The 26,325-nt window shown below is 47.0% G+C and carries 28 protein-coding genes; 11 read left to right on the forward strand and 17 right to left on the reverse strand.

Going from position 1 to position 26,325, the window contains the following annotated elements:
- Nucleotides 1-131 precede the first annotated feature (131 nt).
- The 7 genes from DHX103_RS05130 to DHX103_RS05160 all read right to left on the reverse strand — a co-directional run bounded on the left by DHX103_RS05130 (nt 132) and on the right by DHX103_RS05160 (nt 8,725).
- Complete coding sequence (locus tag DHX103_RS05130; protein WP_422124201.1) at nt 132-320, reverse strand: hypothetical protein; 189 nt, start codon at nt 318-320, stop codon at nt 132-134.
- Between the two features lie 639 nt (nt 321-959).
- On the reverse strand, nt 960-1,154 hold the full coding sequence (locus DHX103_RS05135; protein ID WP_422124202.1) for a hypothetical protein: 195 nt from the start codon (nt 1,152-1,154) through the stop codon (nt 960-962).
- A 412-nt stretch (nt 1,155-1,566) separates the two neighbouring features.
- Complete coding sequence (gene hutH, locus DHX103_RS05140) at nt 1,567-3,081, reverse strand: histidine ammonia-lyase (protein ID WP_422124203.1); 1,515 nt, start codon at nt 3,079-3,081, stop codon at nt 1,567-1,569.
- 171 nt (nt 3,082-3,252) lie between these two features.
- Nucleotides 3,253-4,188: an agmatinase family protein gene (locus DHX103_RS05145; RefSeq protein ID WP_422124204.1), complete on the reverse strand. Its 936-nt coding sequence runs from the start codon at nt 4,186-4,188 to the stop codon at nt 3,253-3,255.
- Nucleotides 4,185-5,432: an imidazolonepropionase gene (gene hutI, locus DHX103_RS05150; protein ID WP_422124205.1), complete on the reverse strand. Its 1,248-nt coding sequence runs from the start codon at nt 5,430-5,432 to the stop codon at nt 4,185-4,187. Before hutI ends, DHX103_RS05145 begins: the two co-directional genes overlap by 4 nt.
- Nucleotides 5,425-7,107: a urocanate hydratase gene (hutU, locus tag DHX103_RS05155; RefSeq protein ID WP_422124206.1), complete on the reverse strand. Its 1,683-nt coding sequence runs from the start codon at nt 7,105-7,107 to the stop codon at nt 5,425-5,427. Before hutU ends, hutI begins: the two co-directional genes overlap by 8 nt.
- 193 nt (nt 7,108-7,300) lie before the next feature.
- Nucleotides 7,301-8,725 carry a helix-turn-helix domain-containing protein gene (locus tag DHX103_RS05160; RefSeq protein ID WP_422124207.1) on the reverse strand — a complete coding sequence of 475 codons (1,425 nt, stop codon included), beginning with the start codon at nt 8,723-8,725 and terminating at the stop codon, nt 7,301-7,303.
- A gap of 132 nt (nt 8,726-8,857) precedes the next feature.
- Here DHX103_RS05160 and DHX103_RS05165 point away from each other — a divergent pair, with 132 nt between their 5' ends.
- From DHX103_RS05165 to DHX103_RS05175, 3 genes are all read left to right on the forward strand, one after another.
- Nucleotides 8,858-9,766: an acetamidase/formamidase family protein gene (locus DHX103_RS05165; RefSeq protein WP_422124208.1), complete on the forward strand. Its 909-nt coding sequence runs from the start codon at nt 8,858-8,860 to the stop codon at nt 9,764-9,766.
- 94 nt (nt 9,767-9,860) lie between these two features.
- Nucleotides 9,861-10,880, forward strand: coding sequence for an SEC-C metal-binding domain-containing protein (locus DHX103_RS05170; protein ID WP_422124209.1), 1,020 nt, complete (start codon nt 9,861-9,863; stop codon nt 10,878-10,880).
- A 139-nt stretch (nt 10,881-11,019) separates the two neighbouring features.
- Entirely contained in the window at nt 11,020-11,529 is a 510-nt protein-coding gene (locus tag DHX103_RS05175; protein WP_422124210.1) for a DUF421 domain-containing protein, read from the forward strand.
- Between the two features lie 31 nt (nt 11,530-11,560).
- Here DHX103_RS05175 and DHX103_RS05180 read toward each other — a convergent pair whose 3' ends face one another.
- The gene (locus tag DHX103_RS05180) at nt 11,561-12,037 is read right to left on the reverse strand and encodes an acyl-CoA thioesterase (RefSeq protein WP_422124211.1); all 477 of its coding nucleotides are present in this window, start codon (nt 12,035-12,037) and stop codon (nt 11,561-11,563) included.
- Between the two features lie 136 nt (nt 12,038-12,173).
- On the opposite strand from DHX103_RS05180, the gene DHX103_RS05185 reads away from it, so the two are divergent.
- Nucleotides 12,174-12,980 carry an aminoglycoside N(3)-acetyltransferase gene (locus DHX103_RS05185; RefSeq protein WP_422124212.1) on the forward strand — a complete coding sequence of 269 codons (807 nt, stop codon included), beginning with the start codon at nt 12,174-12,176 and terminating at the stop codon, nt 12,978-12,980.
- Nucleotides 12,981-13,015: 35 nt separating this feature from the next.
- Here DHX103_RS05185 and DHX103_RS05190 read toward each other — a convergent pair whose 3' ends face one another.
- The 4 genes from DHX103_RS05190 to adh form a co-directional block, all read right to left on the reverse strand.
- A complete protein-coding gene (locus DHX103_RS05190) occupies nt 13,016-13,582 on the reverse strand; it encodes a Fic/DOC family protein (RefSeq protein ID WP_422124213.1) in 567 nt (188 codons plus the stop codon).
- Nucleotides 13,583-13,598: 16 nt separating this feature from the next.
- Entirely contained in the window at nt 13,599-13,787 is a 189-nt protein-coding gene (locus DHX103_RS05195) for a hypothetical protein (protein ID WP_084246736.1), read from the reverse strand.
- A 279-nt stretch (nt 13,788-14,066) separates the two neighbouring features.
- A complete protein-coding gene (locus DHX103_RS05200; protein ID WP_422124214.1) occupies nt 14,067-14,429 on the reverse strand; it encodes a DUF779 domain-containing protein in 363 nt (120 codons plus the stop codon).
- 147 nt (nt 14,430-14,576) lie between these two features.
- Nucleotides 14,577-16,097, reverse strand: coding sequence for an aldehyde dehydrogenase (gene adh, locus DHX103_RS05205; RefSeq protein ID WP_422124215.1), 1,521 nt, complete (start codon nt 16,095-16,097; stop codon nt 14,577-14,579).
- A gap of 214 nt (nt 16,098-16,311) precedes the next feature.
- On the opposite strand from adh, the gene rluF reads away from it, so the two are divergent.
- Together rluF and DHX103_RS05215 are read left to right on the forward strand one after the other, a co-directional pair.
- On the forward strand, nt 16,312-17,019 hold the full coding sequence (gene rluF / locus DHX103_RS05210; RefSeq protein WP_422124216.1) for a 23S rRNA pseudouridine(2604) synthase RluF: 708 nt from the start codon (nt 16,312-16,314) through the stop codon (nt 17,017-17,019).
- A gap of 12 nt (nt 17,020-17,031) precedes the next feature.
- A complete protein-coding gene (locus DHX103_RS05215; RefSeq protein WP_422124217.1) occupies nt 17,032-17,748 on the forward strand; it encodes a DUF6904 family protein in 717 nt (238 codons plus the stop codon).
- A gap of 75 nt (nt 17,749-17,823) precedes the next feature.
- Here DHX103_RS05215 and DHX103_RS05220 read toward each other — a convergent pair whose 3' ends face one another.
- Nucleotides 17,824-18,123, reverse strand: coding sequence for a cupin domain-containing protein (locus tag DHX103_RS05220; protein ID WP_422124218.1), 300 nt, complete (start codon nt 18,121-18,123; stop codon nt 17,824-17,826).
- 196 nt (nt 18,124-18,319) lie between these two features.
- On the opposite strand from DHX103_RS05220, the gene DHX103_RS05225 reads away from it, so the two are divergent.
- Nucleotides 18,320-18,739 (forward strand): hypothetical protein, encoded by a 420-nt coding sequence (locus tag DHX103_RS05225; RefSeq protein WP_422124219.1) that lies wholly within the window; start codon nt 18,320-18,322, stop codon nt 18,737-18,739.
- 61 nt (nt 18,740-18,800) lie between these two features.
- Here the strand turns inward: DHX103_RS05225 and DHX103_RS05230 are convergent, their stop codons facing one another.
- The 4 genes from DHX103_RS05230 to DHX103_RS05245 form a co-directional block, all read right to left on the reverse strand.
- Nucleotides 18,801-19,523 carry an amino acid ABC transporter ATP-binding protein gene (locus DHX103_RS05230; RefSeq protein WP_422124220.1) on the reverse strand — a complete coding sequence of 241 codons (723 nt, stop codon included), beginning with the start codon at nt 19,521-19,523 and terminating at the stop codon, nt 18,801-18,803.
- Between the two features lie 12 nt (nt 19,524-19,535).
- A complete protein-coding gene (locus tag DHX103_RS05235; RefSeq protein ID WP_422124221.1) occupies nt 19,536-20,204 on the reverse strand; it encodes an amino acid ABC transporter permease in 669 nt (222 codons plus the stop codon).
- A 27-nt stretch (nt 20,205-20,231) separates the two neighbouring features.
- Nucleotides 20,232-21,071 (reverse strand): transporter substrate-binding domain-containing protein, encoded by an 840-nt coding sequence (locus DHX103_RS05240; protein ID WP_422124222.1) that lies wholly within the window; start codon nt 21,069-21,071, stop codon nt 20,232-20,234.
- Between the two features lie 77 nt (nt 21,072-21,148).
- A complete protein-coding gene (locus DHX103_RS05245) occupies nt 21,149-21,991 on the reverse strand; it encodes a MurR/RpiR family transcriptional regulator (RefSeq protein WP_422124223.1) in 843 nt (280 codons plus the stop codon).
- Nucleotides 21,992-22,246: 255 nt separating this feature from the next.
- Between DHX103_RS05245 and DHX103_RS05250 the strand changes: the two genes are divergently transcribed.
- The 4 genes from DHX103_RS05250 to DHX103_RS05265 are packed head-to-tail and all read left to right on the forward strand — an operon-like array spanning nt 22,247 to nt 26,267.
- Complete coding sequence (locus DHX103_RS05250) at nt 22,247-22,999, forward strand: carotenoid biosynthesis protein (protein ID WP_422124224.1); 753 nt, start codon at nt 22,247-22,249, stop codon at nt 22,997-22,999.
- Complete coding sequence (locus tag DHX103_RS05255; RefSeq protein ID WP_422124225.1) at nt 22,996-23,667, forward strand: lysophospholipid acyltransferase family protein; 672 nt, start codon at nt 22,996-22,998, stop codon at nt 23,665-23,667. Before DHX103_RS05250 ends, DHX103_RS05255 begins: the two co-directional genes overlap by 4 nt.
- A gap of 9 nt (nt 23,668-23,676) precedes the next feature.
- Nucleotides 23,677-24,783, forward strand: a complete 1,107-nt coding sequence (locus tag DHX103_RS05260; RefSeq protein WP_422124226.1) for a glycosyltransferase — start codon at nt 23,677-23,679, stop codon at nt 24,781-24,783.
- Nucleotides 24,780-26,267, forward strand: coding sequence for a phytoene desaturase family protein (locus DHX103_RS05265; RefSeq protein ID WP_422124227.1), 1,488 nt, complete (start codon nt 24,780-24,782; stop codon nt 26,265-26,267). The genes DHX103_RS05260 and DHX103_RS05265 overlap by 4 nt, the downstream gene beginning before the upstream one ends.
- Nucleotides 26,268-26,325 lie beyond the last annotated feature (58 nt).

The following is a 26,325-nucleotide window of genomic DNA, read 5'->3' on the forward strand; positions in this document are numbered from 1 at the left end:
TTTTGAATAATGATTGTGCTTTTATTATAATTTGAAAAAACCAGCAACCTTGTTGTAACAGGGTTGCTGGTTTTTTCAATTGAGTGGGAACTTCCGATAATATTTCATATATTGACGATTCTTCATTTGGGTTACGAGTTATTTTCTCTGATTTCATTCCAAGTATTGATCATATCCCATGAAAATTCTGGCAGTATGCCGATCCAATCTTGTCCGCTTATTTCGCCCGTTGCAATAATGCCTCCTAAAAAGATAAATGCAAGTAAGAAAACAAATAAGTAAACTTCTATAGACTCTCTAAAATAACTTTTGTTCTTCATATCAACGTTCCTTTCTTTGACTGGTATTGTATGTTTTTGTTCAGTTGAAGTGTTTTTACGTTATCGCTATGACCAGAGCATTCTCCGCAGCTAGTAAACCTTCTAACGCACTAAGCACCAACAGCACTCATAAGTACTCCAACAAAAATACTTCCATCTTTCATTCCTCCTATAATTGGATACAAAAAAAGACCCCTGCCTAATAAAAGGCAAAGGTCTTGCTAAGCAATTTTTCGTTGCTATCACAACCGGTGGCATAATGCCACGTCTTGACGACTGTGAAATAGGTTCCCCTATAGCTACTCCCCTTTGACGAATGTCAAAGTCTGTTAAGTTGTAAGCTTAGTATAGCACCATACGGCAGGTTGTAAAGTGAAAAATCTGTCAACTTAAAAATAAAAGAAAGTATATATAATAGATGAAAGATTGCTCATAATAACATTCAAAAAGCTCTTACTGTGTGACGTAAAGTAATGTACCCATTTGTCTCCACTATCGCTATAGAATTTAAATCGGTTCAAAGATATAAATGAAATTTGACTTTCTGATGAGCATGAGTTCAATTGATACGGGCTACTACCTTCCGATAACGTGATGCCGTAAATTCTAATTACGACCTTTTTAAGATTAACTAATTCGCTAGCTTAAATTAAATAAATCGGCGATCACTTCTGCACTACCTGGTGAAAACATGAAGAGCGCAATAGATATGCAGATGAATCCTGTTACTACTAAAGTAAGTTTTCTTACAGACGTATAATGCTTTTTCTTAAATATTCCCATAAACAATAGAACCAATCCTACGAGCAAAATCAAGAAATACCAAAAACCCATTTCCTTACCTCCTCCACGTCATATTAATAGAAAACGTTTGTCGTGATCAAAGGTTTCCCTAAATTTTGGATTGCAGATAAGTTTGCAACAAACTGTCATCAGAACCCGGTTTTTGAGAAGTTCTGACTCTGTAAATCAGGAAAATAAACCGTTCGTAAACGTCTCAAACAACTTTACGTACGTTCGCGAAATTACATACCCTTCTACGAACGGTTTTAAGGGTGGTTAAACGGAGAAACATAAAATAATAGTTAGCTAAAAAATCATTAAAAAATTTCATAATATCCTCCAGCTGCACCATAGCTTGTTCTGGACTGAATTATTTTATCCCAAACAAAAAACGCGCTTCAATATACAGCGCGTTTCATAGTTCAAACGTTAAATCAGAAAATTCATTGTGCATCTTGCCATTTCAGGAAACGACGACTTTTTTGACGCCCATGTAAGCTTCTTCTAACAGGAAAGCTGCAATTCGTTCGATATCCGGACTGAATACGCGGTCTTCATCGATTGGACCTGCGACTTTGCGGATGGCACCGAGGCGCTCCGCTGTTCTTGGTGCCATATTATGGGCACCGCGGTATTCGGCTGCCTGTGCCGCACAGAATGCTTCTATTGCCAATACGCGCCTGGCGTTTTCGGTAATGTCGCGGGCATGGCGCGATCCGATTGTGCCCATGCTGACGTGGTCTTCCTGATTGGCGGAAGACGGAATCGAATCGACAGATGCCGGATGCGCCAGCGTTTTATTTTCTGATACAAGACTCGCCGCTGCATACTGGAGGATCATTGCACCGGATTGAAGGCCTGGCTCCGGGCTGAGAAATGGTGGCAGCCCTTCGTTCAAGGACGGATTGACCAAACGTTCGATGCGCCGCTCCGAGATATTCGCGAGTTCTGCCACTGCGACTTTCAGGAAGTCCATCGCAAATGCGATCGGCTGGCCGTGGAAATTGCCGCCGGAAATGACCACATCGCCGTTTTCAAAGATCAACGGATTGTCGGTTGCGGCATTCATTTCGATTTCAAGTTTTTCTTTTACATAAGCAAGCGTCTGCCAGCTGGCTCCGTGAACTTGCGGGATGCAGCGCAATGAATAGGCGTCCTGGACGCGTTTTTCCCCTTGGACCGTAGATAGGCGGCTCCCTTCGAGCCAGCAGCGCATGCGCGCTGCAACCGCCATCTGCTCTTTATAGCCGCGCGCTTCGTGGACTGCCGGATGCAAGGCATCCATGACGCCATACAAGGATTCGAACGTCATCGCCGCAATCCATTCACTTTGCAGCGCCAAAGTTTCCGCTTCGATATATGTGACTGCTCCCTGCGCCGTCATTGTCTGGGTGCCGTTGATCAGCGCCAGCCCTTCTTTGGCCGCCAGTTCGACAGGTGACAAACCGAATTGCTGCCAGATCGAAGAAGCATCTGCCGGTTCCCCGTCTTTCCAGTATTCGCCTTCGCCGATCAGCACAAGCGCCAAGTGGGACAGCGGTGCAAGATCCCCGGAAGCTCCGAGCGAACCTTGCTGCGGAATGACCGGATGGATTCTTTCATTGACCATCATCGCCAAACGTTCAGCGACAATCGGGCGGATCCCGGAAAAACCTTTTAATAGCGCATTAAGGCGCAAGACGACCATTGCCCGTGAAACTGATTCCGAAAATGGCTTGCCGATACCGCAGGCATGCGAGCGGATCAAGTGGAGCTGCAGCGGATTCACGTCTTCTTCTGCAATATTGACGTCACTGAATTTGCCAAATCCTGTGTTGATGCCGTAAACCGTCTTTCCTTCTGCTACAATCCGTTCCACTGCCGCTCTGCTGTTGCGGACGCGTTCCATTGCCGCCGCATCCAATTCAATGGTTTCATTCTCAAATAGAATTCTTCGCAATTGTTCTATCGTCAAATCGTTTCCTGTTAACGTAATCATTATAAATCCCGTCCCTTCGAAAAAAGATGCGATAGCAGCCGCTATCGCATCTTGAGTTACCCTCAGTATAAATTTCCGCAACCAATACCTCAAGTATTAATTACCATATTTTAACAAGATACAGTGGTAACGTATCACCGCGTTAAAGGATTAAGGAGCAATTAAAACTAGTTATTTCCTCATCGCAACGCCGGTCATAAATTGCAGCCATGCATAGACCCCTGTTTTGACAGTGGCTGAAACGTGATTGTCTTTTTGCGGATCCAGACAGACAAAATCGATATGCTTCACTCTTTCTGTTTTGCCGATTTCAAGCAACGCTTCGAACAGCTCTTCCGATTTCATGCCGCCCGGCGTTGAAGCCGGCACACCCGGAGCAGCGCTGATATCCAGCACATCCATGTCGATGGTTGCGTAGATGCGGTCCACGTGGCCAAGAGATTTCACAGCCCTTTGGATTGTCTCAGTAAGACCATCCCTTCTTGCACGCTGCATCGTCACCATTTGGATGCCTTTTTCGTCAGCATAGTCCACAAGTTCTTTCGTATTGAAATAGCCGTGGAGACCGATGTTCACAACGTCTTCCCCTTTGACTGTTCCGCCGTCGATCAGTTGGCGGATTGGTGTACCATTCGCCGGTCCCAATTCTTTCGGATCCCGCACGTCCAGGTGCGTATCGAGCTGCAAAATGCCGATGCGTTCATATGGAAATGCCTTTTTGATGCCTCTCACTGCACATGCGGTTGTCGAATGGTCTCCGCCGATCATGCAGGTCAGCTTGCTGTCTGCCAGGCTTTCTGCCGTGTCTTCAATGCGCCGATGCGATTCTTTGATATTGGTCGTGTGCATCGTGACATCGCCGGCATCTCGCACGGACACTCCTGTCAGATCAATTCGTTCATCCAGATTATAAGCGGCAAAACCTTTCCACATTTTCCGGAATGCCTCGGGATAATCCGACGCCGCCGAAGCCGAAATCGACGAACGGGAAAGAGGCGCGCCAAACAAAATGACGTCCGCCTTCCCCTCTTGCTTGACCCACTGATGCACGTGCGTAACACTTTCCGACGGCCGCCAGCTCCAGTCCGGTTTCTTCAAATAAATCATCCAACCACCCTCTCACCATTTTTCCAAACGGTCTGCACGTGATTAACGCCAAATAAATACTGAAGCTCCTGATAGGATTTCACTTTCCAAAGAACGATATCTGCCTGTTTGCCGACCTCAATCGAACCGGCACGGTCTTCGCGCTTGATTGCGCAGGCGGCATTATACGTCGCGGCCACCAAAGCTTCCGCCGGAGTCAGGCGCATCGAGATGCACGCCAGATTCATGACGAGCGGCATCGACACAGTAGGAGACGAGCCCGGATTGCAATCAGTTGAAATTGCGACCGCCACACCCGAGTCGATCATTTTACGGCCCTGCGCTGCTTCTTCCCGGAGATAAAGTGCCGTCACAGGCAGCAGACAGGCAATGACGCCGGCATCTGCCATCGCTTGGATGCCTTCGTCGGAAGCTTTCAATAAATGTTCCGCTGAAATGGCACCGACTTTTGCAGCGAGTTCGGCACCGCCGTAGGAAACGATTTCATCCGCGTGGATTTTCGGCGTCAGACCGTATTTTTTTCCTGCCTCCAGAATGCGTTCCGACTGTTCCGGGGTGTAGACATTCTTTTCACAGAACACGTCATTGAACTCCGCCAGTTCAGCGACTTCCGGCAGCATCGTGTCGATCAGGTAATCGACGAATTCGTCTTCTTTTCCTTTGTATTCGGACGGCACCGCGTGAGCTCCCATAAATGTTGGAACGAGATCAATCGGATGTTCGGCATTCAGTCTTTCCATGACTTTCAATTGTTTCAGCTCGGTTTCGAGGTTCATGCCGTAGCCGCTTTTGCCCTCAACCGTCGTTACGCCGTGTTCCAGAAAAGAATTGAGCCGTTTCGTTGTTTGCTCCACCAATTCCTCTTCGGTCGCTTCGCGGGTCATGCGCATTGTTGCGTGGATGCCCCCGCCCGCATTCATGATATCCATATAGGAAGTGCCCTGCAGCCGTTTTTCGAATTCGCCTTCTCGGCTGCCTCCGTATGCAACATGCGTGTGCGGATCGACGAGGCCAGGTGTCACCAATTGACCTTTGGCATCGATGACTTCGGCTTCTGCCGATCGGTCTGCATATTTCCCTTCCAATTCGGTTGTTGTGCCAACCGCGACGATCTTCCCGTCTTCCAGCCAGACGCTGCCGTCTTCGATTAAGCCGAGTTCGCTCATCGCCTCTTTTGATCTTGGCCCTTGCTGCCCTTTGATGGTTGCAAGAAGTGCATGTTTGATCCAAACCGTGTTAGTCATTTTTGGGGTTGCCACCTTTCATCATCGGAATATTTACGCCTTTTTCGCGCGCCGTGTTCTCAGCAATCTCATAGCCCGCATCAACATGCCGCGCTACGCCCATTCCCGGATCTGTCGTCAATACGCGTTGGATCCGCGCTTCGGCATCTTTCGTGCCATCCGCAACTATGACCATACCGGAGTGTATGGAATAACCCATGCCAACTCCACCGCCGTGGTGAAGCGAAACCCAAGTTGCGCCGCCGACCGCATTGACCATTGCATTGAGGATAGGCCAGTCAGCCACTACATCCGAGCCATCTTTCATCGATTCCGTTTCGCGGTTTGGCGATGCCACAGATCCCGAGTCCAGATGATCGCGCCCGATGACGATCGGTGCACTCAATTCACCGCTTGCCACCATGTCGTTGATAATCTTTCCGAAGCGTGCCCGTTCGCCGTATCCAAGCCAGCAAATGCGCGCAGGCAATCCCTGGAATTGAATCTTCTCCTGCGCCATCTTGATCCAATTGCAAAGATGCGTATTGTAACTGAACTCACGAAGAATCACTTCATCCGTTTTGCGGATATCTTCCGGATCGCCGGATAATGCAACCCAGCGGAATGGTCCTTTGCCTTCACAAAATTGCGGACGGATATACGCCGGAACAAAGCCCGGGAAATCGAAAGCATTTTCGACGCCTTCGTCTTTGGCGACCTGGCGGATGTTATTGCCGTAGTCGAACGTGATGGCGCCTTTCTTCTGCATTTCGAGCATCGCACGAACATGCTGTGCCATCGACGCTTTCGAAAGCTTCACATAGCCGGCCGGATCCCTTTCACGCAGAGCCGCTGCATCTTCCAGCGGCATCTTCGACGGAATATAGCCGTTCAACGGATCGTGCGCCGATGTCTGGTCAGTCAATACATCAGGTGTAAATCCTCTTTCGATCATTTCCGGCAGCACGTCTGCAGCGTTGCCGAGCAGCCCGATCGACAATGCACGGCCCTCTCCCTTCGCCTCTTCCGCCAAACGGATCGCTTCATCCAGGGAATCGGTTTTTACATCCGTGTAGCGTGTCGCAATGCGGCGGTCGATTCTCGTTTCATCCACTTCGATGCCGATGCAGACACCGCCTGCCATCGTTACCGCCAGCGGCTGAGCGCCGCCCATGCCGCCGAGTCCTGCAGTAAGCGTGATTGTTCCTTTCAACGATTCGCCGAAATGCTGTTTCGCAAGTTCCACGAAAGTTTCATAGGTTCCCTGCACGATTCCCTGCGAACCGATGTAAATCCAGCTGCCCGCTGTCATTTGGCCATACATCATCAAGCCCTTTTTATCGAGTTCATGGAACGTTTCCCAATTGGCATAAGCCGGCACGATATTGGAATTGGCGATCAACACCCGCGGTGCATTTTCATGTGTTTTAAAGATGGCCACCGGTTTTCCGGATTGCACCATCAGCGTTTCATCGTTTTCCAGCTCTTTCAGGGAGCGGACGATTGCATCAAAACTTTCCCAATTTCTCGCCGCTTTGCCGATGCCGCCGTAAACCACCAGATCCTCCGGACGTTCCGCGACATCCAGGTCCAGGTTGTTCATCAGCATACGCAACGCCGCTTCCTGCTGCCAGCCTTTCGTATTCAACTTTGTTCCTCTATATTGGATTACTTTTTGCTCTGAAACCGTTTTCATTTCATCTTCCTCCTTTATTTATATTTTCATTCTATATGAATTATTCAGTTAATTTATTATGAAATATTTCATTTTTATTAATTTATATTAATTATTTTTATTTTCAACTAAGTATTTTAGTTTTATTTCATTCCAAAGAATTATAGAAGCGTATTTTAACAAATAGAAAAACGGCTCTCAGGATGAGGCCGTTTTATTTCAATAAATGCACTTCACCTTGCCGGTACTGGGAAGGCGTTACCCCTTCATGCTTTTTGTAGACCGCGCTGAAATAGGAAGCGGTGCCGAATCCGCTGAGTCTTGCCACTTCATCAAGCGGGATAGCCGTTTCTTTCATCAGCCGATTGGCTTCGCGGATGCGGATCTGCATCAGCAAGTCGCTGAACTTTCGGCCATTTTGTTGTTGGAAACGGCGGCTCAAGGTGCTTTTGTTCATGCCGAGATGGTCCGCGCATGCGGAAAGATTCCAATCCGGATTCCAATAATTTGCTTCCATTAAAGCACGAATTTCCTCCGCGGCGGCAGATTCCCCACTTTCTGCACTTTTAACCGCAGCTGAAACGATGTTCACGATGAAGTTCAGCGTCGCTTGGGCAATTTTATAAACGACTGGATCTTTAACGATAATTTCAAAAACGTCATAATAGCTCCGCTCCCACTGCTCATCCTGCAGATGGGCGGATTTCATATAACGGCGCGCCTGGGCCAATACACTCGTCAGCCGGACGCGAATCATCTCGGGATCCGGATAGGGACGCGCATAAGATAGAAATTCATTTTGCATCCAGGCATGGATGGCGCGACTATCTTTTTTCTCCAGCATTTCAATCCATTGCCGCTGTTCAACCGGTGACAGGAACGGATCAAGAGGCTGCCAGGCAATCGGCTCGTACTCGATGACCGATATGTCATAACCTTCATAGAAAATGAGCGAGGTCATATCCCTGGTTCCTTGATAATATTCTTTCAGCCGGTTTTGGCGATTGGCATTGACGAATATTGACAAGTCCCCTTTTTTCTCCCGTTTCCATGATTCATGGAACATCCGGCTTTCTTCGATACAGGATTGCTCATCTTCAGCCAAAAAGGCGACCAGCACAAAATCGGAGAAAGCAAAAACCTCAGATCCTTTATGGAACGGATAGTTCTTCAGCTCTTTACTCAGCACAGGATAGTCCGATTTTTCGGGTAACACAAAAGCTGCCAGCGTCACAGCCGGTGTTAAAACATCGGCATCAAAGAAATCTTCATATCTTAAAAGACTCCTTCTCACGTTCTCTTCTTCCTGATTTTCATTGCGCAGCTGGAAGCGGATCTGCTGAAGCTGTTTTACGAGCAGCAATGGATCGAATGGACGGAACAGCAAATCAGCCGCTTTCCCCTTCAGCGCCCGGTAAGCGGTTAAGAATGTTCGGTCAGAAGACAGTCCGATCCACGGGATATCGCGCTGGGCAAATTCCTTCTCCAGTTCCTCACTCCAAAGATCCATATCAACAACCAGGCAATCTGCTGCATCTTCTTTGGCGAACGACACTTCCACACCGTTCAAATGGGATTCCGCGACCCATTTCAACCCCTGTGCTTCCAGCTCATTTTGCGTGATGACAGTGATTTTCACAAAATCCCCCCTTCCTGGCCCACTCTGTTTTCTCTCATCATACTATACGGCCGAGCAGCCCGCATCCCGGCTTTTGCTATTCAAACTGCCAATTGCTACAATTAACTAAATTATTAGAAAAGGAGAGATTCCATGCATAAATTATCTACCAACGAAGTTATTTATTCATTTTCCAGCGTAAATCCGCCGGTGCTCCGCGTGCAATCCGGCGATACCGTCAACATCGAAACCTTCGATTGTTTTACCGATCAGATTCAAAGTGCAGACCAGGAAGTCTCGGCAATCGACTGGAACCGCATCAATCCGGCGACAGGACCGATCTATGTTGAAGGGGCGGCCGCTGGAGATTTGCTAAAAGTGACGATTGACGATCTGGAAATCGGCAATCAGGGCGTAATGGTCACCGGTCCTGACCTTGGTGTAATGGGGCACCGACTGGAGAAAATGGAATCCAAAATCATTCCCATCGAGAACGGCAAAGCCATCTTCAATGACAAACTGCACCTGCCGCTGAATCCGATGATCGGTGTCATCGGCGTAGCTCCGGAAGGCAAACCGGTTTCCTGCGGAACGCCGGGTGCACACGGCGGCAATATGGATACAAAGCAAATCACAAAAGGAGCCACCTTGTATTTCCCGGTCTTTGCTGAAGGTGCCTTGTTTGCACTCGGCGATTTCCATGCCGCAATGGGCGATGGTGAAGTCAGTGTCTCCGGCATCGAAGTGCCCGGACATGCGACGGTCACGCTTGAAGTAATCAAAGGATTCCATTCCAACTATCCGTTGTTGGTTAATAAAGAAGGAATATCCTTGCTTGTTTCCGCCATGACGCTCGATGAAGCGGTTAAAATCGCTACTGAAGAAATGATCGATCTTTTATTGCCATTCACCGATTTGACTGTCAGCGAAATGACGATGCTCATGAGTGCCGCCGGTGAAGCGCAGATCAGCCAGGTGGTCGATCCGCTCGTAACGGCCCGCTTTTTTGTTCCGCAACATGTGCTTGACGCATTGGACATCCGATTATTCCATCGTGAATGAAGAAATTATGAGATGAAATCTGCGTCAGAATCGTCGGACTTTTGAGCGAAACCGCAATGTATGGTACACTCAAGAAAAAATGTAGGTGATTGGAATGGTTGGAAGAAATGATCCATGCCCATGCGGCAGCGGAAAGAAATACAAAAAATGTCACGGAAAAGAACAATCAGTATCGATTAATGATTTGGTGAACGATGAACTATTCAAAGTGCGCCAGTTGTTCTTTTCAGAAAACCCGAATCAGGAACAAATTGCGGATTTCCGCGAATTACAGCAGGAATGGCAACCCCGCCTGATGGAATCTATGGCAGAAAACGATGCACAGGCATTTGTCATCGAAAATTTCCTGTTCATGAAAAAACCTGAACTTTGGCGCGAGCACCTGGACAAGCAGATTGAGCTTTCCCAGCGCCCGACCACTCAGGAAGTGCTTGGAAACTGGAACGATGTAAAAGTTTTCGTCGGCCAATATGTAAAAGGCGACGAAACTTCCGCCCAGTTTAAAGACGCCTTTACCGGCGACACGTATACGATGGCTGATCAGCCGCCGACAGATATGGAAGATGGCCAGGGCTTGCTTGCAATTCTCCTGCCGGATTCGCGTGTCGGAAAAGAAGGTGCTTTATTCCTTAATGGCTATTTGACCATTGTCGGCGAATTCGCTCCATTCTTTGAGCAATTAAAGGCTGAAATGGCGAAAGAAAATGCTACGGACGGTGAGCAATATGTCCGCGATCATTATTTAGCGGTCGTTGAAAGCATCATCAAGTATTCCACTGGCACAGTTGATGAAAGCATCGACCTATCGCCGGAACATCAATCCGTGATGGATGAACTCCAGAAGCATGTGAAGGAAGCTGACTTTGATGAAGAAACGGTTGATAACGTGACCAGCATCATGAACAGCTACCTTGCAAGCCAGCAGCCAAGCGTTCAAAAACCTGAGGCGTTGGTGGGCGGCTATTGGAGATTCCTGCAGGATCATGAATTGATCAAAGGACCAATGCTTGCACCAAAAGACTTAAGCGAAAAATTCGGTGTCTCTTCAAGCACAATCTTGAAGCGCTCGAAGGAATTCGGTTCGTATTTCGAGGAATTGCTTTCTAAAAAATAAATATCTAAGCAAAAAAGAGCAGCCGAAGCTGCTCTTTTTTGCTTTGTTGAGAAAACGATCGTTTGAAAATGATAAAGCCTAAATCCGTTTGCCTTCAGCGATAAGGGGAAAAGATGGAATACAGGAAGGGGTTGGAATCATGTTTGAAATTACCTTGAGCAGTTTTATCCGCATTATCACCGTTGGCTTATTAGCATATATCGGACTGATTTTCTTTCTGCGAATATCCGGTAAGCGCACGCTGACCAAACTGAACGCTTTCGATCTGGTCGTAACAGTTGCACTTGGTTCGACGCTCGCTACAATTTTGCTGAGCAAAGACGTCAGCCTTCTCGAAGGATTGACGGCGTTCGCACTCTTAATTCTCATGCAATACGTAATGACTTTTCTGGCAGTGCGTTCGAAAGGTTTCAATAAGTTTATAAAATCCGAACCACAATTGCTGTATTTGAATGGCACATTTCTGGAAGATACCATGAAAAAAGAACGGATCAACGAAGTTGAGATTTTGCAGGCCATACGCAATCAAGGCACAGGGAGCCTCGAAGAAGTGCAGGCTGTTGTGCTCGAAACCGATGGCAGCATGTCGGTCATTAAAGGCGAACCTGGCAATACGCTGGCCAACGTTCAATCTGGAAATAAATTATAAAAGGTCCCGGATTTTTCCGGAACCTTTTGCATTATCTTGGTGTTTTTACTCTTTGTTTCCGGTGTTCCCGGCGCGCTGGTGCTGTGTCGAAAAATTGTTTTTCCCCTTCGGATTCCGGGATCACAGCGGGGACCGGTGTCGGTTTGCCGTCATCGCCCATCGCCACCATCGTCAGGAACGATTCAGTCGTCAGGCGTTCTTCACCTGTCTGCAAATTTTTCGATTTCACCCGGACATAAACTTCCATCGAAGTGCGGCCGGTTGAAGTGACATTCGCTTCAAGTTCGAGGACATCGCCAACGTGTGCAGATGACAGAAAGTCGACCGAGTCGATGGACGCCGTCACCACAACTTGTCTGCGCGCATGCTTCATCGCTGTAATGCCGGCAATTTCATCGATATACGCCAGCACTTTCCCTCCAAAAATGGAGTTCATGTGATTCGTGTCGGGTGGAAGCACCAATTTCGTCTGGATGGTGCGCGATTCTTTCATTAACCTGGCTTCCATATTTTCCACTCCAATTCTTTGTGAATAAAACTCAATTATATATTGTCTAATTGCTCTCCATCTAATAATGCTATACCCAAAATTCTTAACCGGCAACTTTTAGCCTTATGGTATATTGAGGAACAGGAGGTGCTCCATGTCCGAATTGATGAGCATTTTAAACACACCCGAATTCCAATCAAAAGAATCCTTGAAAAAACAATTAACAGACCTCGGCATTGAAGAAGGCAGCCGCATCATGGTGCACTCTTCGCTGAAGTCGATGGGCTGGATTGCAGGAGGCCCCCAGGCGGTCGTCGAAGCCCTTATGGAAACCGTGACCGCCAGCGGAACGATTGTCATGCCGGCGCAATCCGCTGACAATTCCGATCCGGTTTATTGGATGGAACCGCCTATTCCTGAAAACTGGCACGAAGAACTGCGGCAACAACTGCCGGCTTACCATCCGCATCTGACACCGCTCCGGGGCATGGGGAAAATTGCTGAGTGTTTTCACCGCCATCCAGGCACGATACGCAGCCAGCACCCTGCCCACTCATTTATGGCTTGGGGTAAGGATGCTGAAGAATGGATGCGCGACCATCCGCTGGAAGATTCTTTCGGCGACAGCTCACCGCTTGCGAAAATGATGGACGCTGAACTTCAGATTCTGCTCATCGGCGTCGGTTTTGATACATGTACGGCATTGCATTTTGCCGAATATGCACAGGACAATCGCACAACTTCCCCGCAAGGAGCGGCAATCAAGGTCGATGGCCAAAGAGTGTGGCAAAGGTTCGAATGCGTGGATATGGATGCGGACCGCTTTCCGGAAATCGCCAAAGATTATCCGGGAGAAATCAAAATCGGCCAGCTCGGCCAAGCGAATGCCAAACTGGTTCCGATGCGTCCTTTAGTCGAGTTTGGGATTCAATGGCTTCAGAAAAACAGCAAAAAAAAATAAAACCATAGGATTCCCGCTGGAAATTTTGCGGAATCCTATGGTTTTATCATTTCATCGAGAAGGTTTTCCAACCGCTCGTTCGTGTTATTAAACGAATCGACGAATGCATTGATGATTTCAGCCGGTCCAGCAATCTTTTCCCAGTCCAATTGATAACCTGCGTTCGCCATCAATTGGCGCGCAAATTCACGTACCGTCCGCCCGTTGCCTTCCCGAAAAGGGTGCAATGCGTTAAGTTCCGCCAAATAATGGGCGAGACGCTTGACCATTGTGCCGCGCGGCAGATTCTTCAAATAATTCTCTTCTTTCAATTCGTTGAATATCCTGTTTAACTCGACTTCGATATGGTCTGGGTGAGCAAAAGATGAAGAACCTTTTGAAATCATTTCCTGCCTCAATTCCCCCGCAAACGGGTAGACATCCTGCAAAATTACACGGTGAATTTCCAGAAATGCCTTCAAATCTAATGGGTCAGCAGGTTTTTTCAATTTCAGTTCGGAAAGGCGCAATAATGCATAGACCGTTTCCAGTTCCTTCAACTTGTTGTCATCTTTGATGGAAAAATGATTGATCAGAACGTCCGAGCCTGGATAACAATACATGGAACTGTGCTGATACCTAGACATCAAACCTGTTTCGAATGGCCTTATGGAATTGAGCTTCCGTTTTTTCCCCAGTTAAAACAGAACGGACAAAATTGCAATCCTCATGCGTCACATCAAAACCCTCTATATGAAGTGAATGCGAAGCATAGGAAATGGCATGTTCGGCCTGTTCGAAAGAAATACGGTTAACTAATTTCGTCAAATTGATGACCACCTTTCATTCTTTCATTATACCATTTCCTACGCTTTATAGCCATCTCCAGTGCTGGTTTTTAACGAAAAAATAGCCATTTAAGGGCTGTTCTTCAGGCTCTTTCCAATCATTTCACAGTTGTTGAAACTCTTAGTATTTTCTATTTCAAATTCTTTACAGAAATAATTAATAGTTCGTTTGGCGAAAGGGATTTCATCTAGTTTCCAGCCTAATTTGACGGTTCTCCAAAACTCCACATAAAAAAGGCGGGGAATTTCCCCGCCTCTTCTAAACCTGCTCCTGTAATTCCTTTGTTTCTTCCGTCGTAAACGGACGGGACCTTGTCAGGAACCGTTTGCCCTCAACACCTTCAAGAGAAAACATCCCCCCGCGCCCCGGCACTACGTCAATGATGAGTTGGGTGTGACTCCAATACTCGAATTGACTCTTGTGCATATAGAATTTGCTGCCTCCGATTTCGCCCATGTACATATCCTGGTCGCCGATCAGAAGATCACCTTCCGGATAGCACATAGGTGCGCTGCCATCACAGCAGCCGCCCGACTGGTGGAACATTACCGGGCCATGTTTTTCTTTTAAAAACTCGATCAATTCAAGGGCGGCATCAGTAGCTATTACACGTTCAACCATTGCAATCCCCTCTTTCTGTAGAAAAGCTACAGTGCCCGTTAAGCTCTGACAGGCATAAGGCGAGCCAGCGAAGTGGCGTTCTTTGCCACGCAGCTGGATTGACTTATGACCCGAAGAGCTGGGCCACTGGAGTCTAGACAATATAGATCAAAAGAATCCTTGCTTGTCCTCACTGTAGCTGACGAGCATATTCTTCGTCTGCTGATAATGATTTAACATCATCAAATGATTTTCGCGTCCGAAACCGGACATTTTGTATCCGCCGAATGCAGCGTGCGCTGGATATTGGTGATAGCAGTTTGTCCATACGCGGCCTGCCTGGATGCCGCGGCCGAAGCGGTAAGCAGTGTTGGTATCGCGCGTCCAAATCCCTGCTCCGAGACCATACAAAGTGTCATTGGCAATTTCAAGGGCTTCTTCTTTTGTTTTGAATGTTGTAACCGAAACAACCGGTCCGAAAATTTCTTCCTGGAAAACACGCATCTTGTTGTTGCCTTTGAAAACAGTCGGCTGGATATAATAGCCTTCTGAATATTCTCCTTCGAGTTCATTTCTGTCACCACCGATAAGAACTTCTGCACCTTCCTGCTTGCCGATATCCAGGTAAGACATGATTTTCTCCATTTGTTCAGTGGAAGCCTGCGCGCCCATCATCGTTTCCGGATCAAGCGGATTGCCGGTTTTAATGGCAGCGACGCGTTCGAGTGCGCGTTCCATAAACTCATCGTAAATGTCTTCATGAATCAGCACGCGCGATGGACATGTGCAGACTTCGCCTTGATTCAGCGCAAACATGACAAATCCTTCAATTGCTTTATCAAGAAAAGCATCGTCCTGGTCCATAACATCCTTAAAGAAGATGTTCGGTGACTTGCCGCCCAGTTCCAGAGTAACCGGAATCAGGTTTTGTGCAGCGTATTGCATGATCATGCGCCCAGTTGTGGTCTCACCCGTAAATGCCACTTTGCTGATGCGCGGGCTTGAAGCCAATGGTTTGCCTGCTTCGAGGCCAAAGCCGTTGACGATATTCAGAACGCCTGGTGGCAACAGATCTCCGACCAGCTCAGCCCAAACGAGGATGCTCGCCGGTGTCTGCTCTGCCGGTTTCAAGACGATGCAGTTTCCGGCAGCCAGTGCTGGTGCCATTTTCCAAACTGCCATCAAGAGCGGGAAGTTCCAAGGGATAATTTGTCCAACCACACCAAGCGGCTCATGGAAATGATAGGCGACCGTGTCGTCATCAAGTTGGCTCAGTGAACCTTCCTGCGCACGGATAGCTCCGGCAAAGTAGCGGAAATGGTCAATCGCAAGCGGCAAATCCGCGTTCAAAGTTTCGCGAACAGCCTTGCCATTGTCCCAGGTTTCAGCAACCGCAAGCATTTCAAGATTTTGTTCCATGCGATCTGCTATTTTCAGCAGGATGTTTGAGCGTACTGTAACTGACGATTTTCCCCATGCATCTTTCGCGGCGTGAGCGGCATCCAACGCTGCCTCTACATCTTCAGCTGTGGAACGCGCAATTTCAGTAAACACTTTGCCGGTAACCGGAGAAGGGTTCTCGAAATACTGTCCTTTCGCAGGCGCTTGCCACCCCCCGTTTATGTAGTTCTCGTACCTGTCCTTAAACTTAATTTTTGAACCTTCAGCATTCGGCATTGCATAGACCATTTCTCTTCTCCCCTAACATGATTTATTTCCGCCTGTATGCGCTTTCATTTATTTTTCCTATCCAATAACGCATATATAAAAGCGGCTCCCCTTTATATTGTCAAAAAAATCCGAAAATTGCAACTGACAGTTCCCATAATTTTTTATTCCCTCTCAAAATTCATGTATAATTAACGCAGTAAAGGGAAATATGGACTCGAGAGGAATTTTTAATATGCGAATCAATAAATTTTTAAGTGAGACAGGAATTACCTCGCGCCGTGGCGCAGACAAATTCATCGAAGCCGGACGCGTTACCATTAACGACGAACCCGCGGAACTCGGCAGCAAAGTACAACCGGGCGACCGCGTGCATGTTGACGGCAAATTAATCGAACAGCCGCAACAGGAATATGTCTACCTCGTGCTGAATAAGCCTATCGGCATCACGAGCACAACTGAACGCCACATCGAAGGCAATATTGTCGATTACGTCAATCACCCCGAACGGATTTTCCATGTCGGCCGCCTCGACAAAGATTCCGAAGGGCTGATTCTGCTGACCAATGACGGCGATATCGTCAATGAAATTCTGCGGGCGGAAAACGAGCACGAAAAAGAATACATCGTCAGAGTCGATATGCCGATCACCGACTCTTTTCTGAAAAAAATGCAAGAAGGCGTCGAAATTCTGGATACGGTCACGCTTCCGGCGAAAGCGGAAAAACTGACAAAATATATTTTCAAATTGACGATCAAGCAGGGATTGAACCGCCAAATCCGCCGGATGTGTACAGCACTCGGCTATGAAGTGCGAGCCCTGCAGCGTACACGGATCATGAATATTCAACTGGGCGATTTACCCGTCGGAGAATGGCGCGACTTGACGGACGATGAACGCAATGAGCTGTTTGATCGGCTCGGTTATAAACCGAAACGTTGAGGAGGATTCTGGATGCTGACGATGATGAGTACACCGAATCATACGGGTGTGAAAATAAGCGGAGATTATTTCGACCTGGATGATTTAAACCAGGCTTTGTATAAAGTAGTTGGCAAAGAAGAGCAATATCACGGCTACGAAGGATCCCGGATGCGCATACTTGGAATATCTTATGAAATTCGTCATGCGGCGCAGGGAGATCGCAATGTCGAGTTTGTCTTCAACGGCCTTCATGAACATACGATGAAAGAACACGGCTTTATCGCACCGGATAAAAACATCTATTATTCTGTGGAAATTCTTTGGCCGGAACTGCTTTACGCAGCAGTTGCTTTGAAGGATTTTGTCAGTCTCTATCAGAAACAGGCTTCAAAATCGATGTGGGATATTCACCTTCCAGTCATTTATCGTTTTCAATCCCTTGTTCTTGATTGTCTCCAGGGTCATATTCCTGATGAACAATACGAGACAATCTTACACGCTTTCACCCAGCCGGCCACAGTGAACGAATATGCGATTCAATACGTGGATCTGCTGAATTTAAAGTACATCGGTATGACGAAAGAGCAGCGCGAACAAAACCTGGCCACGGTGGCCATGAAGCTCGCTGTCCAGGACAAAGATTATCAGGCGTTCCGCCAGCAGGTTCTTGCTGCCGCCACGCCTGGGAAAAAACAGATTCATGAAATCGAAGTTTCAGCGGAATACCCTCAGGATTTTGACTGGTGATAAACTTGTCTGTGGCCAATAAAAAACTTCTAGTAAGCTCAAAAAATCCCAGGTTATGAGAACCTGGGATTTTTTCTAGCGTTTGATCTGAATGACCAGAAAATCCGAATCTTCGACAGCTTTCAGGCTGTGCTTTTCTTTCGGTGTCATTCTCATCATAACGTTCGGAGCGACTTCCGCAATTTTACCGTCCACTGTAAATTCAAGTTTGCCCTTGTTTACAATGATCAGGACGTCCGCATCTGCATCGTGTTCTGGAATTTCTTCCCCTGCCGCCAATTGCATGTTTACAATATTGGTCTTTTCAAACTTAACGACTTTCTGAACATGTTTCTTTTTATCGTTCAATTGATAGGGCATTTCAAACAATTCCATTTCCGCACCTCATTTCTTCTATATAATAGCATTCGACAGCGTTTATTGTTCCCCTTCAAAAAGGCTGGATTTTTACACATGCAAATTGTTTGCGAGATTTCATTGCTCACTTCAATATTTCAAACCGTTTAAGAAACATCTGACTAAGGGTATATTTTCTAACAACAGCAAAATTTAAGGTGATGGAGTGATTGAAATGAAGAACTGGTATTTGCCAATAGGTATAGCGTTGTTGTTAACTGCATGCAGCGGCGAAGAAACGCCGGAACTCGAAGATGAATCGCAAACGGAAGTTTCCGCTCCTGAAGGTGAGGATCTCGACCCCACAGACCCAGAGGAAGTGGAAGATGCCCAAACAGCAATGATTGCGGATCTGGTCGAAGGAAATGTCGAAGAGGGTACAGCTGTAATCATTTCAGGCACAGTGGAAGAGTTGGCTGATGACGTTGCTTTTCCTTCCTTCATCCTCAGCAATGGTGATCAGCAGGTTTATATCCGGAATATGGCGGAAACTCCTGTTGAGCTCGGTGACAGCATCCAGGTGGAAGGTATTTATGACGGCAATGCTGAAGAAGATATGCCATTGGTATCTGCTTCTGTGATCACGGTGGAATAAATGGCCTAAAATTTCACACAAAAAAAAAAGCGATTCCGTTTGCAAACGGAATCGCCTTTTTTTATTCAACCAATTGGATAAATTGTTTTGTCCGCTCACTTTGAGGATTTTCAAAGAACGTTTTTGGATCTGCCGATTCGATTATTGTGCCCTGGTCAATCATGATGACCCGGTCCGCAACTTCTTTCGCGAATTTCATCTCGTGAGTGACAACAACCATTGTCATGCCTTCCTCTGCCAGCTGCTTCATAACCTGCAGCACCTCACCGACCAATTCAGGATCGAGAGCCGAAGTCGGTTCGTCAAACAGCATCACTTTGGGCTCCATGGCGAGTGACCGCGCGATGGCAACCCGCTGCTTTTGGCCGCCGGAAAGCTTGCTTGGATAAACGTCGGCTTTTTCTTCAAGGCCGACTTTTTTCAACAAGCTCATCCCCAGTTTTTTTGCTTCTTCTTTTTTCATCTTCTTCACCGTTACCGGTGCTTCGATGACATTTTCAAGAACGGTTTTATGCGGGAATAGATTGAAATGCTGGAATACCATTCCGACTTCCGCGCGTATTTTGGAAAGATCCTCTTTTTTAGGATTAATGGTATGACCATCGATGGTAATTTCACCACTGTTGATCATTTCCAAAAAGTTGAAACATCTGAGAAGCGTACTTTTCCCGGATCCACTGACACCGACGAGAACTACCACCTCTTGAGGCTTCACATGCAAATCTACGCCTTTAAGCACTTCAAGATCGCCGAAGGATTTGTGTATATTTTTTCCGATTATCATATCTGTCCCCCCTTAGGCTTTGTCCACATCGAGTTTATTTTCATACCAGCGCAACAGGTACGTAAAGATCATTACGAGTACGAGATAATACAATGCGACTACCAGGAAAGATTCAAACGGCTGGAAAGACTGAGCCGCTTCGCGGTTCGCCAGCGAGAAGATCTCCCCTACCCCAATGATATAGACCAGGGATGAATCTTTCAATGTAATGATGAACTGGTTGCCAAGCGGTGGAATCGAGCGGCGCAAGGCTTGCGGAAAGACAATGCGCTGCATCGTCTGCTTCCGGTTCATACCGAGCGACATACTCGCTTCACGCTGTCCAGGGTCAACCCCCTGAATCGCGCCACGGAAGATTTCCGCAATATAAGCACCATTATGGACACCAAGGGCGATGGCACCTGCCCAGAAATTATCCATTGTGTAAATTTCCACAATCCCAAAATACAGGAACATGATTTGCACGATCAGCGGCGTACCGCGAATGACCGTAATATAGAGGTTGGCAATGCCCTGCAGGATTTTTGAACCTGAAATTTTCATCAGGGCAAACACCAAACCGATAACCGTACCCAGAGTGACACCGATTGCTGTCAATTGCAGCGTGACGACAGTTGCTCTCAGAAAGCCTGGGTAGGTCCGCATGAATACTTCATATACTGTGGAAAATAATTCAATCATAGACGCCATTCCTCCTTATCCCAACGATTAATTGAGAATTTCGATTCCTTCTAGATCTACATCAAGGAGGTTACGGCCAAACCATTTTTGCGAAATATCATCATAAGTTCCATCTTCAATAATTGTAGCCAATGCTTCATTTACTGCAGCCAGAAGTTCTTCATCATCTTTGTTAACTGCAACAGCCGCTTGCTCGATCCACAATGGATCGCCGACCATTTCAATTTCCAGACCTGCATTTTGTGCTTCGAACCCTACTACGTCAGCCGTGATAACTGCATCCAAACGCCCTTCAATCGCCAAATCCTGCAATGCGACAACATCACTGTTGTAGTATTGGATATCATCTGTGTATTGTTGTGCCGCTGTGTCATATGTGCTCTGTCCAACAACACCGATTTTCGCGCCTTCAAGATCAGCCTCCGAAGTGATTTCCGTATTTCCTTCACGGACGAATATAACACCACCAGAGTAATAGTAAGGATCCGAGAATGAAACCTGCTCTCCACGCTCTTCAGTGATTGCCATCGATCCGATGATGGCATCAAAACGGTTCGTTGTCAGCCCCTGGATGATCGTTTCCCATGGAGTCGTAATCGGATTTGGTTCAAGTCCCATTTCTTCCGACAATGCGTTGCTGATATCAATATCGAAACCGGTCAAATCTCCACCTTCTGTGAAGTTAAATGGCTTGTAAAGACCACTTGAAGCTGTCGTGAATTTGCCTTCCTCCACCAAATCCAAATCGCTTCCTGCTCCTTCAGAACCTGTTCCTTCCGAGCCGTTTGATGCGTCGTCGTCCCCGCATGCAGCCATGATCATACCTGCTGATAAAATGATTCCTAGAAATGGTAATTTTTTATTCATAATTGTGCTCCCCTTTTCGTTTTATGATTGACCAAAACGCCTGGACGCTTTGGGACCTGCTTTACATTGGGTCAAAATTAAATAAAAATTTCTTTCTTCCTATAAATCTCTTCCACTCTCGCCAGATTGCTTTTTACTTTCGCGTGTTCTTTGACATAAACGAAACGCATGATTGAAGCGATCAGCGCATGCACTGCAGTATAGGAATCGATATTTAAATTAGAATTCACAAAGACTTCCAAAGTAATATCTGCATAGGCCGTTGCGGGAGAATCTGCGGAATCTGTAATCAGGATTATTTTGGTGCCTCGCTCTTTCGCGGTTTCCAGCGTGTCGATGACGGATTTCGTGTAGCGCGGAAATACGAAAGCAATGAGCGTATCTTCAGACGACAAAGTGGCTATTTGCCTGTAATATTGACCGTCTCCCTGCATCAGCAATTCTGCGTGGTCGAGTGTCAGGTTCAGCCAGGAGGTCATAAAATGCGCAAGTCCATAATCAAAGAAATTGCTGGTGACATAAATTTTCCGGGCCTGGCCGATATAATCAATTGCCTGCAGCAGCTGGTCTTCATCCATCGTCTGTTTTAACTGGGCAATGCTGGCGATGTCTGCATCCAAAAGATTTGAGAGAAAAGATTGTTCAACCGGCGGCTGGGTGTTCGGCTCCTCAACTTGTTCAAAACGCTCTTCTGCAAGTTTCCTCTGAAGAACATGCTGGAATTCCGCATAACCGCGATACCCTAGCTTTTGCGACCAACGGATGACCGTTGACTCACTTACGTTTACTCTCCGCCCCACTTCAAGCGCGGAAGAAAAAGCCAGAAAGATCGGTTCCTTGAAAAAAAGATCCCCTATTTTTTTTTGGCCGGAACTGAAATTCTTATAAGAATCTGAAACATTCCGCATTAAATCCTGCATTTTTTATAGCCCCCAATGTAAAAACAAGCCAATGTCTTGTAATAAGTATACAGTAATGCAGGATTTCCTTCAATAATTAATGGAATATTCTTTTTTTAAGTAAAATTCAGGGGGAGTATTTTCACCTCTTTTCCCCCATGGTGCCCCTTCTAAACTCCCAGGGAATATTCAATTGAACTTGCCCAAACTTAATTACCTCAATTCCGCAAACTTTCAAGTATACTATTTGTATAACTATTTACTGGAGTGTTGTTTATGAAATGGGAAAATAGAATTTATCACCTTTTTTTAATCTGGTATGCAATTGGCATCATCCTGCTTGGCTTTGATCTATTGCCTTCATGGCTGGAATGGGCCAATGCCGTTTTTCTGATACTAGCTGGAACGATCGGGTTTTTATATTTTGTAAAGCGGTTCGGAAAAACTATTGGAATTGGCATCGGTTTAACGATATTTTTCTCAACTTTCATCATCGAAGGGGCTGGCGCAAATTCCGGATTCCTGTTCGGCTCCTATGATTACACCGACCGTTTTGCCCCTAATTTATTCGGCGTGCCGATTGCCATCGGCTTTGCCTGGCTGATGGTCGTCGCCACTTCGCATGTAATCGCGCGCTGGATTTTCCCGACCGGCACCTTCGCTTACGCAGTGACCGGCGGGATTGGCGCAGTCATCATGGATCTGATCATCGACCCCGTCGCCTACCGGTTGAAATCTTATTGGATTTGGGAAGATACCGGCTGGTATTACGGCATTCCCTGGACCAACTTTTTTGGCTGGTTCATCGTGTCATTCGTTCTGCACTTGCTGATTGATTTCGTAATGCGCCGCAAATCGATGGTTATTGCCAATGAAACCCCGGAACGCAGGCTCATATTGCTGTATCTCTTGATGATCAGTATGTTTGCGATGCTCGGCGCTTTGGGCGGTTTATGGCTGGCTGTCGCAGCAAGCACCATTCCGGCATTGCTGTTGGTGGCAGTCGCGTGGAGGAGGAAGCCGATATGATGGAAGCAAAGAAAAGCAGTCTATTTGAAAAGGGCTTTGCCGTCTATCTGTTTCCTTTGATGCGCCGCTCTTTCTCTCATTTCCTCGGCCACAATATCCAGGAGATTCCACAGCAGCCGGCAATCTTCATCGCAAACCACAGTTCCTGGTGGGATGGGCTGCTGTTCTTTTTCTTAAATCGCACCGTTTGGAAACACGATATTCATATGATGATGCATGAAAAGAACTTGAGGAAATACAGTTTTTTCCGTTATTTGGGCGCATTCTCGATCGACAAGCAAAACCCGAAAGACATCATTCGCTCTTTGCAATACACCGAAGATTTGTTGAAGCAGGGAAAATCCGTCGTGCTGTTTCCGCAGGGTGATGAATACCACCAGGAAATCCGTCCCCTGTCCTTTCACAGTGGGATCGGCTACTTACTGGAGAAACACCCCGAAATACCGGTAATCCCGATGACTTTTTATTACTCCTTCCGACATGAGCAGAAACCGGAAGTCTGGATCCATCAGGGACCGTCTTTATCTATAGAAGAGATTCCTGGAATTTCCCGAAAAGAAAAGTCCGGCTCTTTACAGGGACTTTTAACAAACCAATTGGACGAGCTCAGAAAGAATGTAATTGCTGAGGACACAGCTTACTTTAAAGATTTGTTAAGAAAGGAGTGATTGGCGGCTATGCTCATATGGATCCTGATAATATGCCTTGCCCTCTTTCTCCTTTGGACAATCATCAACAGCTTTTTCATGCCGGTCTTGCCACCTGACCCAAGCGTCGCCGCCAAGCCGCTGCTGTCAATACTGGTACCGATGCGCAATGAAGAACGGAACGTCAAAGCGCTTATCGCCGCTTTGAAACAAAATACATACCCGAATTGTGAATTCATCATTTTGAATGACCAGTCCACAGACCACACTCAGCAACTTCTTGAAACTGAGACAGCTGGCGACAGCCGCTTCACAATTTTGCAGGGAGTAGAACTGCCTGACGGATGGGTCGGAAAAGTCCATGCGTGCCACCAATTACAGAAGGCTGCCACCGGAGATTATTTGATGTTCGTGGATGCCGATATCCATTTCAGCCCGCAGGCATTTGAGCAATCACTGGCGCTCTTGCAGCAAAAGAACGCACAATTGCTGTCCGGTTTTCCAGCGTTTGAAGTTACACCTTTTTTGAGCAAATTGCTCGTGCCCATGCAGCATTTCGTTGTTTTTTTTCACTTGCCGCTCGCTTTGGCGAATTACAGCTCATTTCCTGCCGCAACTGCAGCCCACGGGGCGTGGATGCTCTTCGAACGGAGCGCTTACGATGCCATCGGCGGACATCAGTCAGTTCATAACTCGCTCGTGGAAGATGTACACATTTCCCGGGAAATAAAAAATGCGGGGCATCGCATGCTGCTCGCCAACATCACAAAATCTGTCAGCAGCAAGATGTACGAAACCAACCCTGAAGTATGGGAAGGGTTTTTGAAAAACAGTTACACCGGAATTGGGCGTTCGCCCCTGATGGCATTGGGGCTGACCGTATTCTACACCGTCTTTTACATAGCCCCTCTCTTCATAGCGGGAATTGGCTTGTTCACACTGGAATGGCTATATTTCATTCCTTATCTTCTGATTTGTCTGCAGCAGCTTTATGTCATGCTCCGGACACGACAAAATATCGGCTTGGCATTCCTGATGCCGCTGCAAGCCGGCGCCATGATCGCCGTGCTGCTGCATGCCATGAAAAAATCATGGAGCAGGCAATCCTATTCATGGAAAGGCAGGAATTACTCATGAAGAAAACAATCATCATCGGCGGCGGACTTGGGGGATTGTCGGCAGCTGTAACGCTTGCGAATGCCGGCATGACCGTTGAGCTATATGAAAAAAACGACCATTTTGGCGGCAAGCTGATGCCGGTGCGACTGGGAAACCATACATTCGATTTCGGACCAAACACCATTACGATGCCGGAAGTTTTCAACTCCGTCATTGAACAGACAGGGGAATCCGCTGCTGATTATTTCGACTTACTTCCATTGACCACACATACACGAAATCATTTTCCGACTGGAGAGCATCTCGACTTTTCATCTGATCCAGCCAAAATGCAGACAGAACTCAACCGCGTGGCACCGGCAGACGGCGCTAATTTCCAAAGCTTTCTGGACGAAATCAGCCGCATTTACAAGCTGGCAGAGCGGTATTTCTTTCCCTCCACTTTCCAGTCCTGGCGCGATTATCTATCTCCTACGTTAGGTAAGGCTTTGCTGCAGGTTCGCCCGGTAGAGACCATGGACCATTTTTATAAGCGCTATTTCCAGGATCCGCAGTTATTGCAGGCATTTGGCCGTTATGCGACCTATATCGGTTCCTCCCCTTATAAAGCGCCCGCCACATTTTCATTGATTGCCTATTTGGAACTGGTGGGCGGCGTCTATTACGCGAAAGGCGGAAACGCCCGCATCGCAGAAGGCTTTGCCGCAGTTGCCCGGAAAAAAGGCGCGATTCTCCATGCTGGAAAAGCAGTGAAAAAAATAATTGTCCGAAACGGAAAAGCTGTGGGTGTGGAGCTTGAAGGGGGCAATGTCTCAGAGGCGGATGCTGTGATCTTGAATGGTGACTTGCTTTCTGCTTTTCCGCAATTAACTGCGGAAAGCGAGCGCCCCTCTTTCAGCAATAAGAAGAGCGTTTCCTATGAACCTTCCATTTCCGCATTCGTGATATTGGCTGGACTGAAGACAAAGCTGCCGGCATTGAAACACCATAATGTCTATTTCTCAGGAGATTACCGGGAAGAATTTGATGATCTTTTCAATAAGAAACGTTATTCTGAACAGCCGACCGTTTACATCAGTAACTCTTCTTATACGGATCCGACCAGATCGCCGGACGGGGATAACCTATTTATTCTCGTAAATGCCCCAGCTTTGTCGGCAGACGGGAAATTGCAGATTGACCCGGAAGCTTATAAAAATCGAATCTACGATTTCCTTGAAACTTACGGACTCGATATCCGCAGCCATCTGGTTGAAGAGAAGACCTATACTTCGTCTTTCATCGCAGAGAATTTCAATGCTTACCGCGGTTCTTTGTATGGTCCGTCATCCCATAAAAAAAAGGACGCATTTCTGCGCCCCGCCAATGCCAGCCCGGATATTAAAAACCTCTATTTTGTCGGCGGCAGCACACACCCTGGCGGTGGTTCCCCGATGGTAACCATGAGTGGCCACAATGTGGCCAAGCGCATTTTGAAGAAATATGGCATTCAAAACTCTTAGACTCTGACATTGGTGCTATCAACAAGACGTAAAAAGGATATGTCCGTAGACATATCCT

The sequence above is a fragment of the Planococcus daihaiensis genome (assembly GCF_049262615.1).
GTDB lineage: Bacteria > Bacillota > Bacilli > Bacillales_A > Planococcaceae > Planococcus.

Coding starts and splice junctions, on each gene's coding strand:
- DHX103_RS05130 (WP_422124201.1), bottom strand. CDS start 320: ATGAAGAACAAAAGTTATTTTAGAGAGTCTATAGAAGTTTACTTATTT.
- DHX103_RS05135 (WP_422124202.1), bottom strand. CDS start 1,154: ATGGGTTTTTGGTATTTCTTGATTTTGCTCGTAGGATTGGTTCTATTG.
- hutH (WP_422124203.1), bottom strand. CDS start 3,081: ATGATTACGTTAACAGGAAACGATTTGACGATAGAACAATTGCGAAGA.
- DHX103_RS05145 (WP_422124204.1), bottom strand. CDS start 4,188: ATGATTTATTTGAAGAAACCGGACTGGAGCTGGCGGCCGTCGGAAAGT.
- hutI (WP_422124205.1), bottom strand. CDS start 5,432: ATGACTAACACGGTTTGGATCAAACATGCACTTCTTGCAACCATCAAA.
- hutU (WP_422124206.1), bottom strand. CDS start 7,107: ATGAAAACGGTTTCAGAGCAAAAAGTAATCCAATATAGAGGAACAAAG.
- DHX103_RS05165 (WP_422124208.1), top strand. CDS start 8,858: ATGCATAAATTATCTACCAACGAAGTTATTTATTCATTTTCCAGCGTA.
- DHX103_RS05170 (WP_422124209.1), top strand. CDS start 9,861: ATGGTTGGAAGAAATGATCCATGCCCATGCGGCAGCGGAAAGAAATAC.
- DHX103_RS05175 (WP_422124210.1), top strand. CDS start 11,020: ATGTTTGAAATTACCTTGAGCAGTTTTATCCGCATTATCACCGTTGGC.
- DHX103_RS05180 (WP_422124211.1), bottom strand. CDS start 12,037: ATGGAAGCCAGGTTAATGAAAGAATCGCGCACCATCCAGACGAAATTG.
- DHX103_RS05185 (WP_422124212.1), top strand. CDS start 12,174: ATGTCCGAATTGATGAGCATTTTAAACACACCCGAATTCCAATCAAAA.
- DHX103_RS05190 (WP_422124213.1), bottom strand. CDS start 13,582: ATGTATTGTTATCCAGGCTCGGACGTTCTGATCAATCATTTTTCCATC.
- DHX103_RS05200 (WP_422124214.1), bottom strand. CDS start 14,429: ATGGTTGAACGTGTAATAGCTACTGATGCCGCCCTTGAATTGATCGAG.
- adh (WP_422124215.1), bottom strand. CDS start 16,097: ATGGTCTATGCAATGCCGAATGCTGAAGGTTCAAAAATTAAGTTTAAG.
- rluF (WP_422124216.1), top strand. CDS start 16,312: ATGCGAATCAATAAATTTTTAAGTGAGACAGGAATTACCTCGCGCCGT.
- DHX103_RS05215 (WP_422124217.1), top strand. CDS start 17,032: ATGCTGACGATGATGAGTACACCGAATCATACGGGTGTGAAAATAAGC.
- DHX103_RS05220 (WP_422124218.1), bottom strand. CDS start 18,123: ATGGAATTGTTTGAAATGCCCTATCAATTGAACGATAAAAAGAAACAT.
- DHX103_RS05225 (WP_422124219.1), top strand. CDS start 18,320: ATGAAGAACTGGTATTTGCCAATAGGTATAGCGTTGTTGTTAACTGCA.
- DHX103_RS05230 (WP_422124220.1), bottom strand. CDS start 19,523: ATGATAATCGGAAAAAATATACACAAATCCTTCGGCGATCTTGAAGTG.
- DHX103_RS05235 (WP_422124221.1), bottom strand. CDS start 20,204: ATGATTGAATTATTTTCCACAGTATATGAAGTATTCATGCGGACCTAC.
- DHX103_RS05240 (WP_422124222.1), bottom strand. CDS start 21,071: ATGAATAAAAAATTACCATTTCTAGGAATCATTTTATCAGCAGGTATG.
- DHX103_RS05245 (WP_422124223.1), bottom strand. CDS start 21,991: ATGCAGGATTTAATGCGGAATGTTTCAGATTCTTATAAGAATTTCAGT.
- DHX103_RS05250 (WP_422124224.1), top strand. CDS start 22,247: ATGAAATGGGAAAATAGAATTTATCACCTTTTTTTAATCTGGTATGCA.
- DHX103_RS05255 (WP_422124225.1), top strand. CDS start 22,996: ATGATGGAAGCAAAGAAAAGCAGTCTATTTGAAAAGGGCTTTGCCGTC.
- DHX103_RS05260 (WP_422124226.1), top strand. CDS start 23,677: ATGCTCATATGGATCCTGATAATATGCCTTGCCCTCTTTCTCCTTTGG.
- DHX103_RS05265 (WP_422124227.1), top strand. CDS start 24,780: ATGAAGAAAACAATCATCATCGGCGGCGGACTTGGGGGATTGTCGGCA.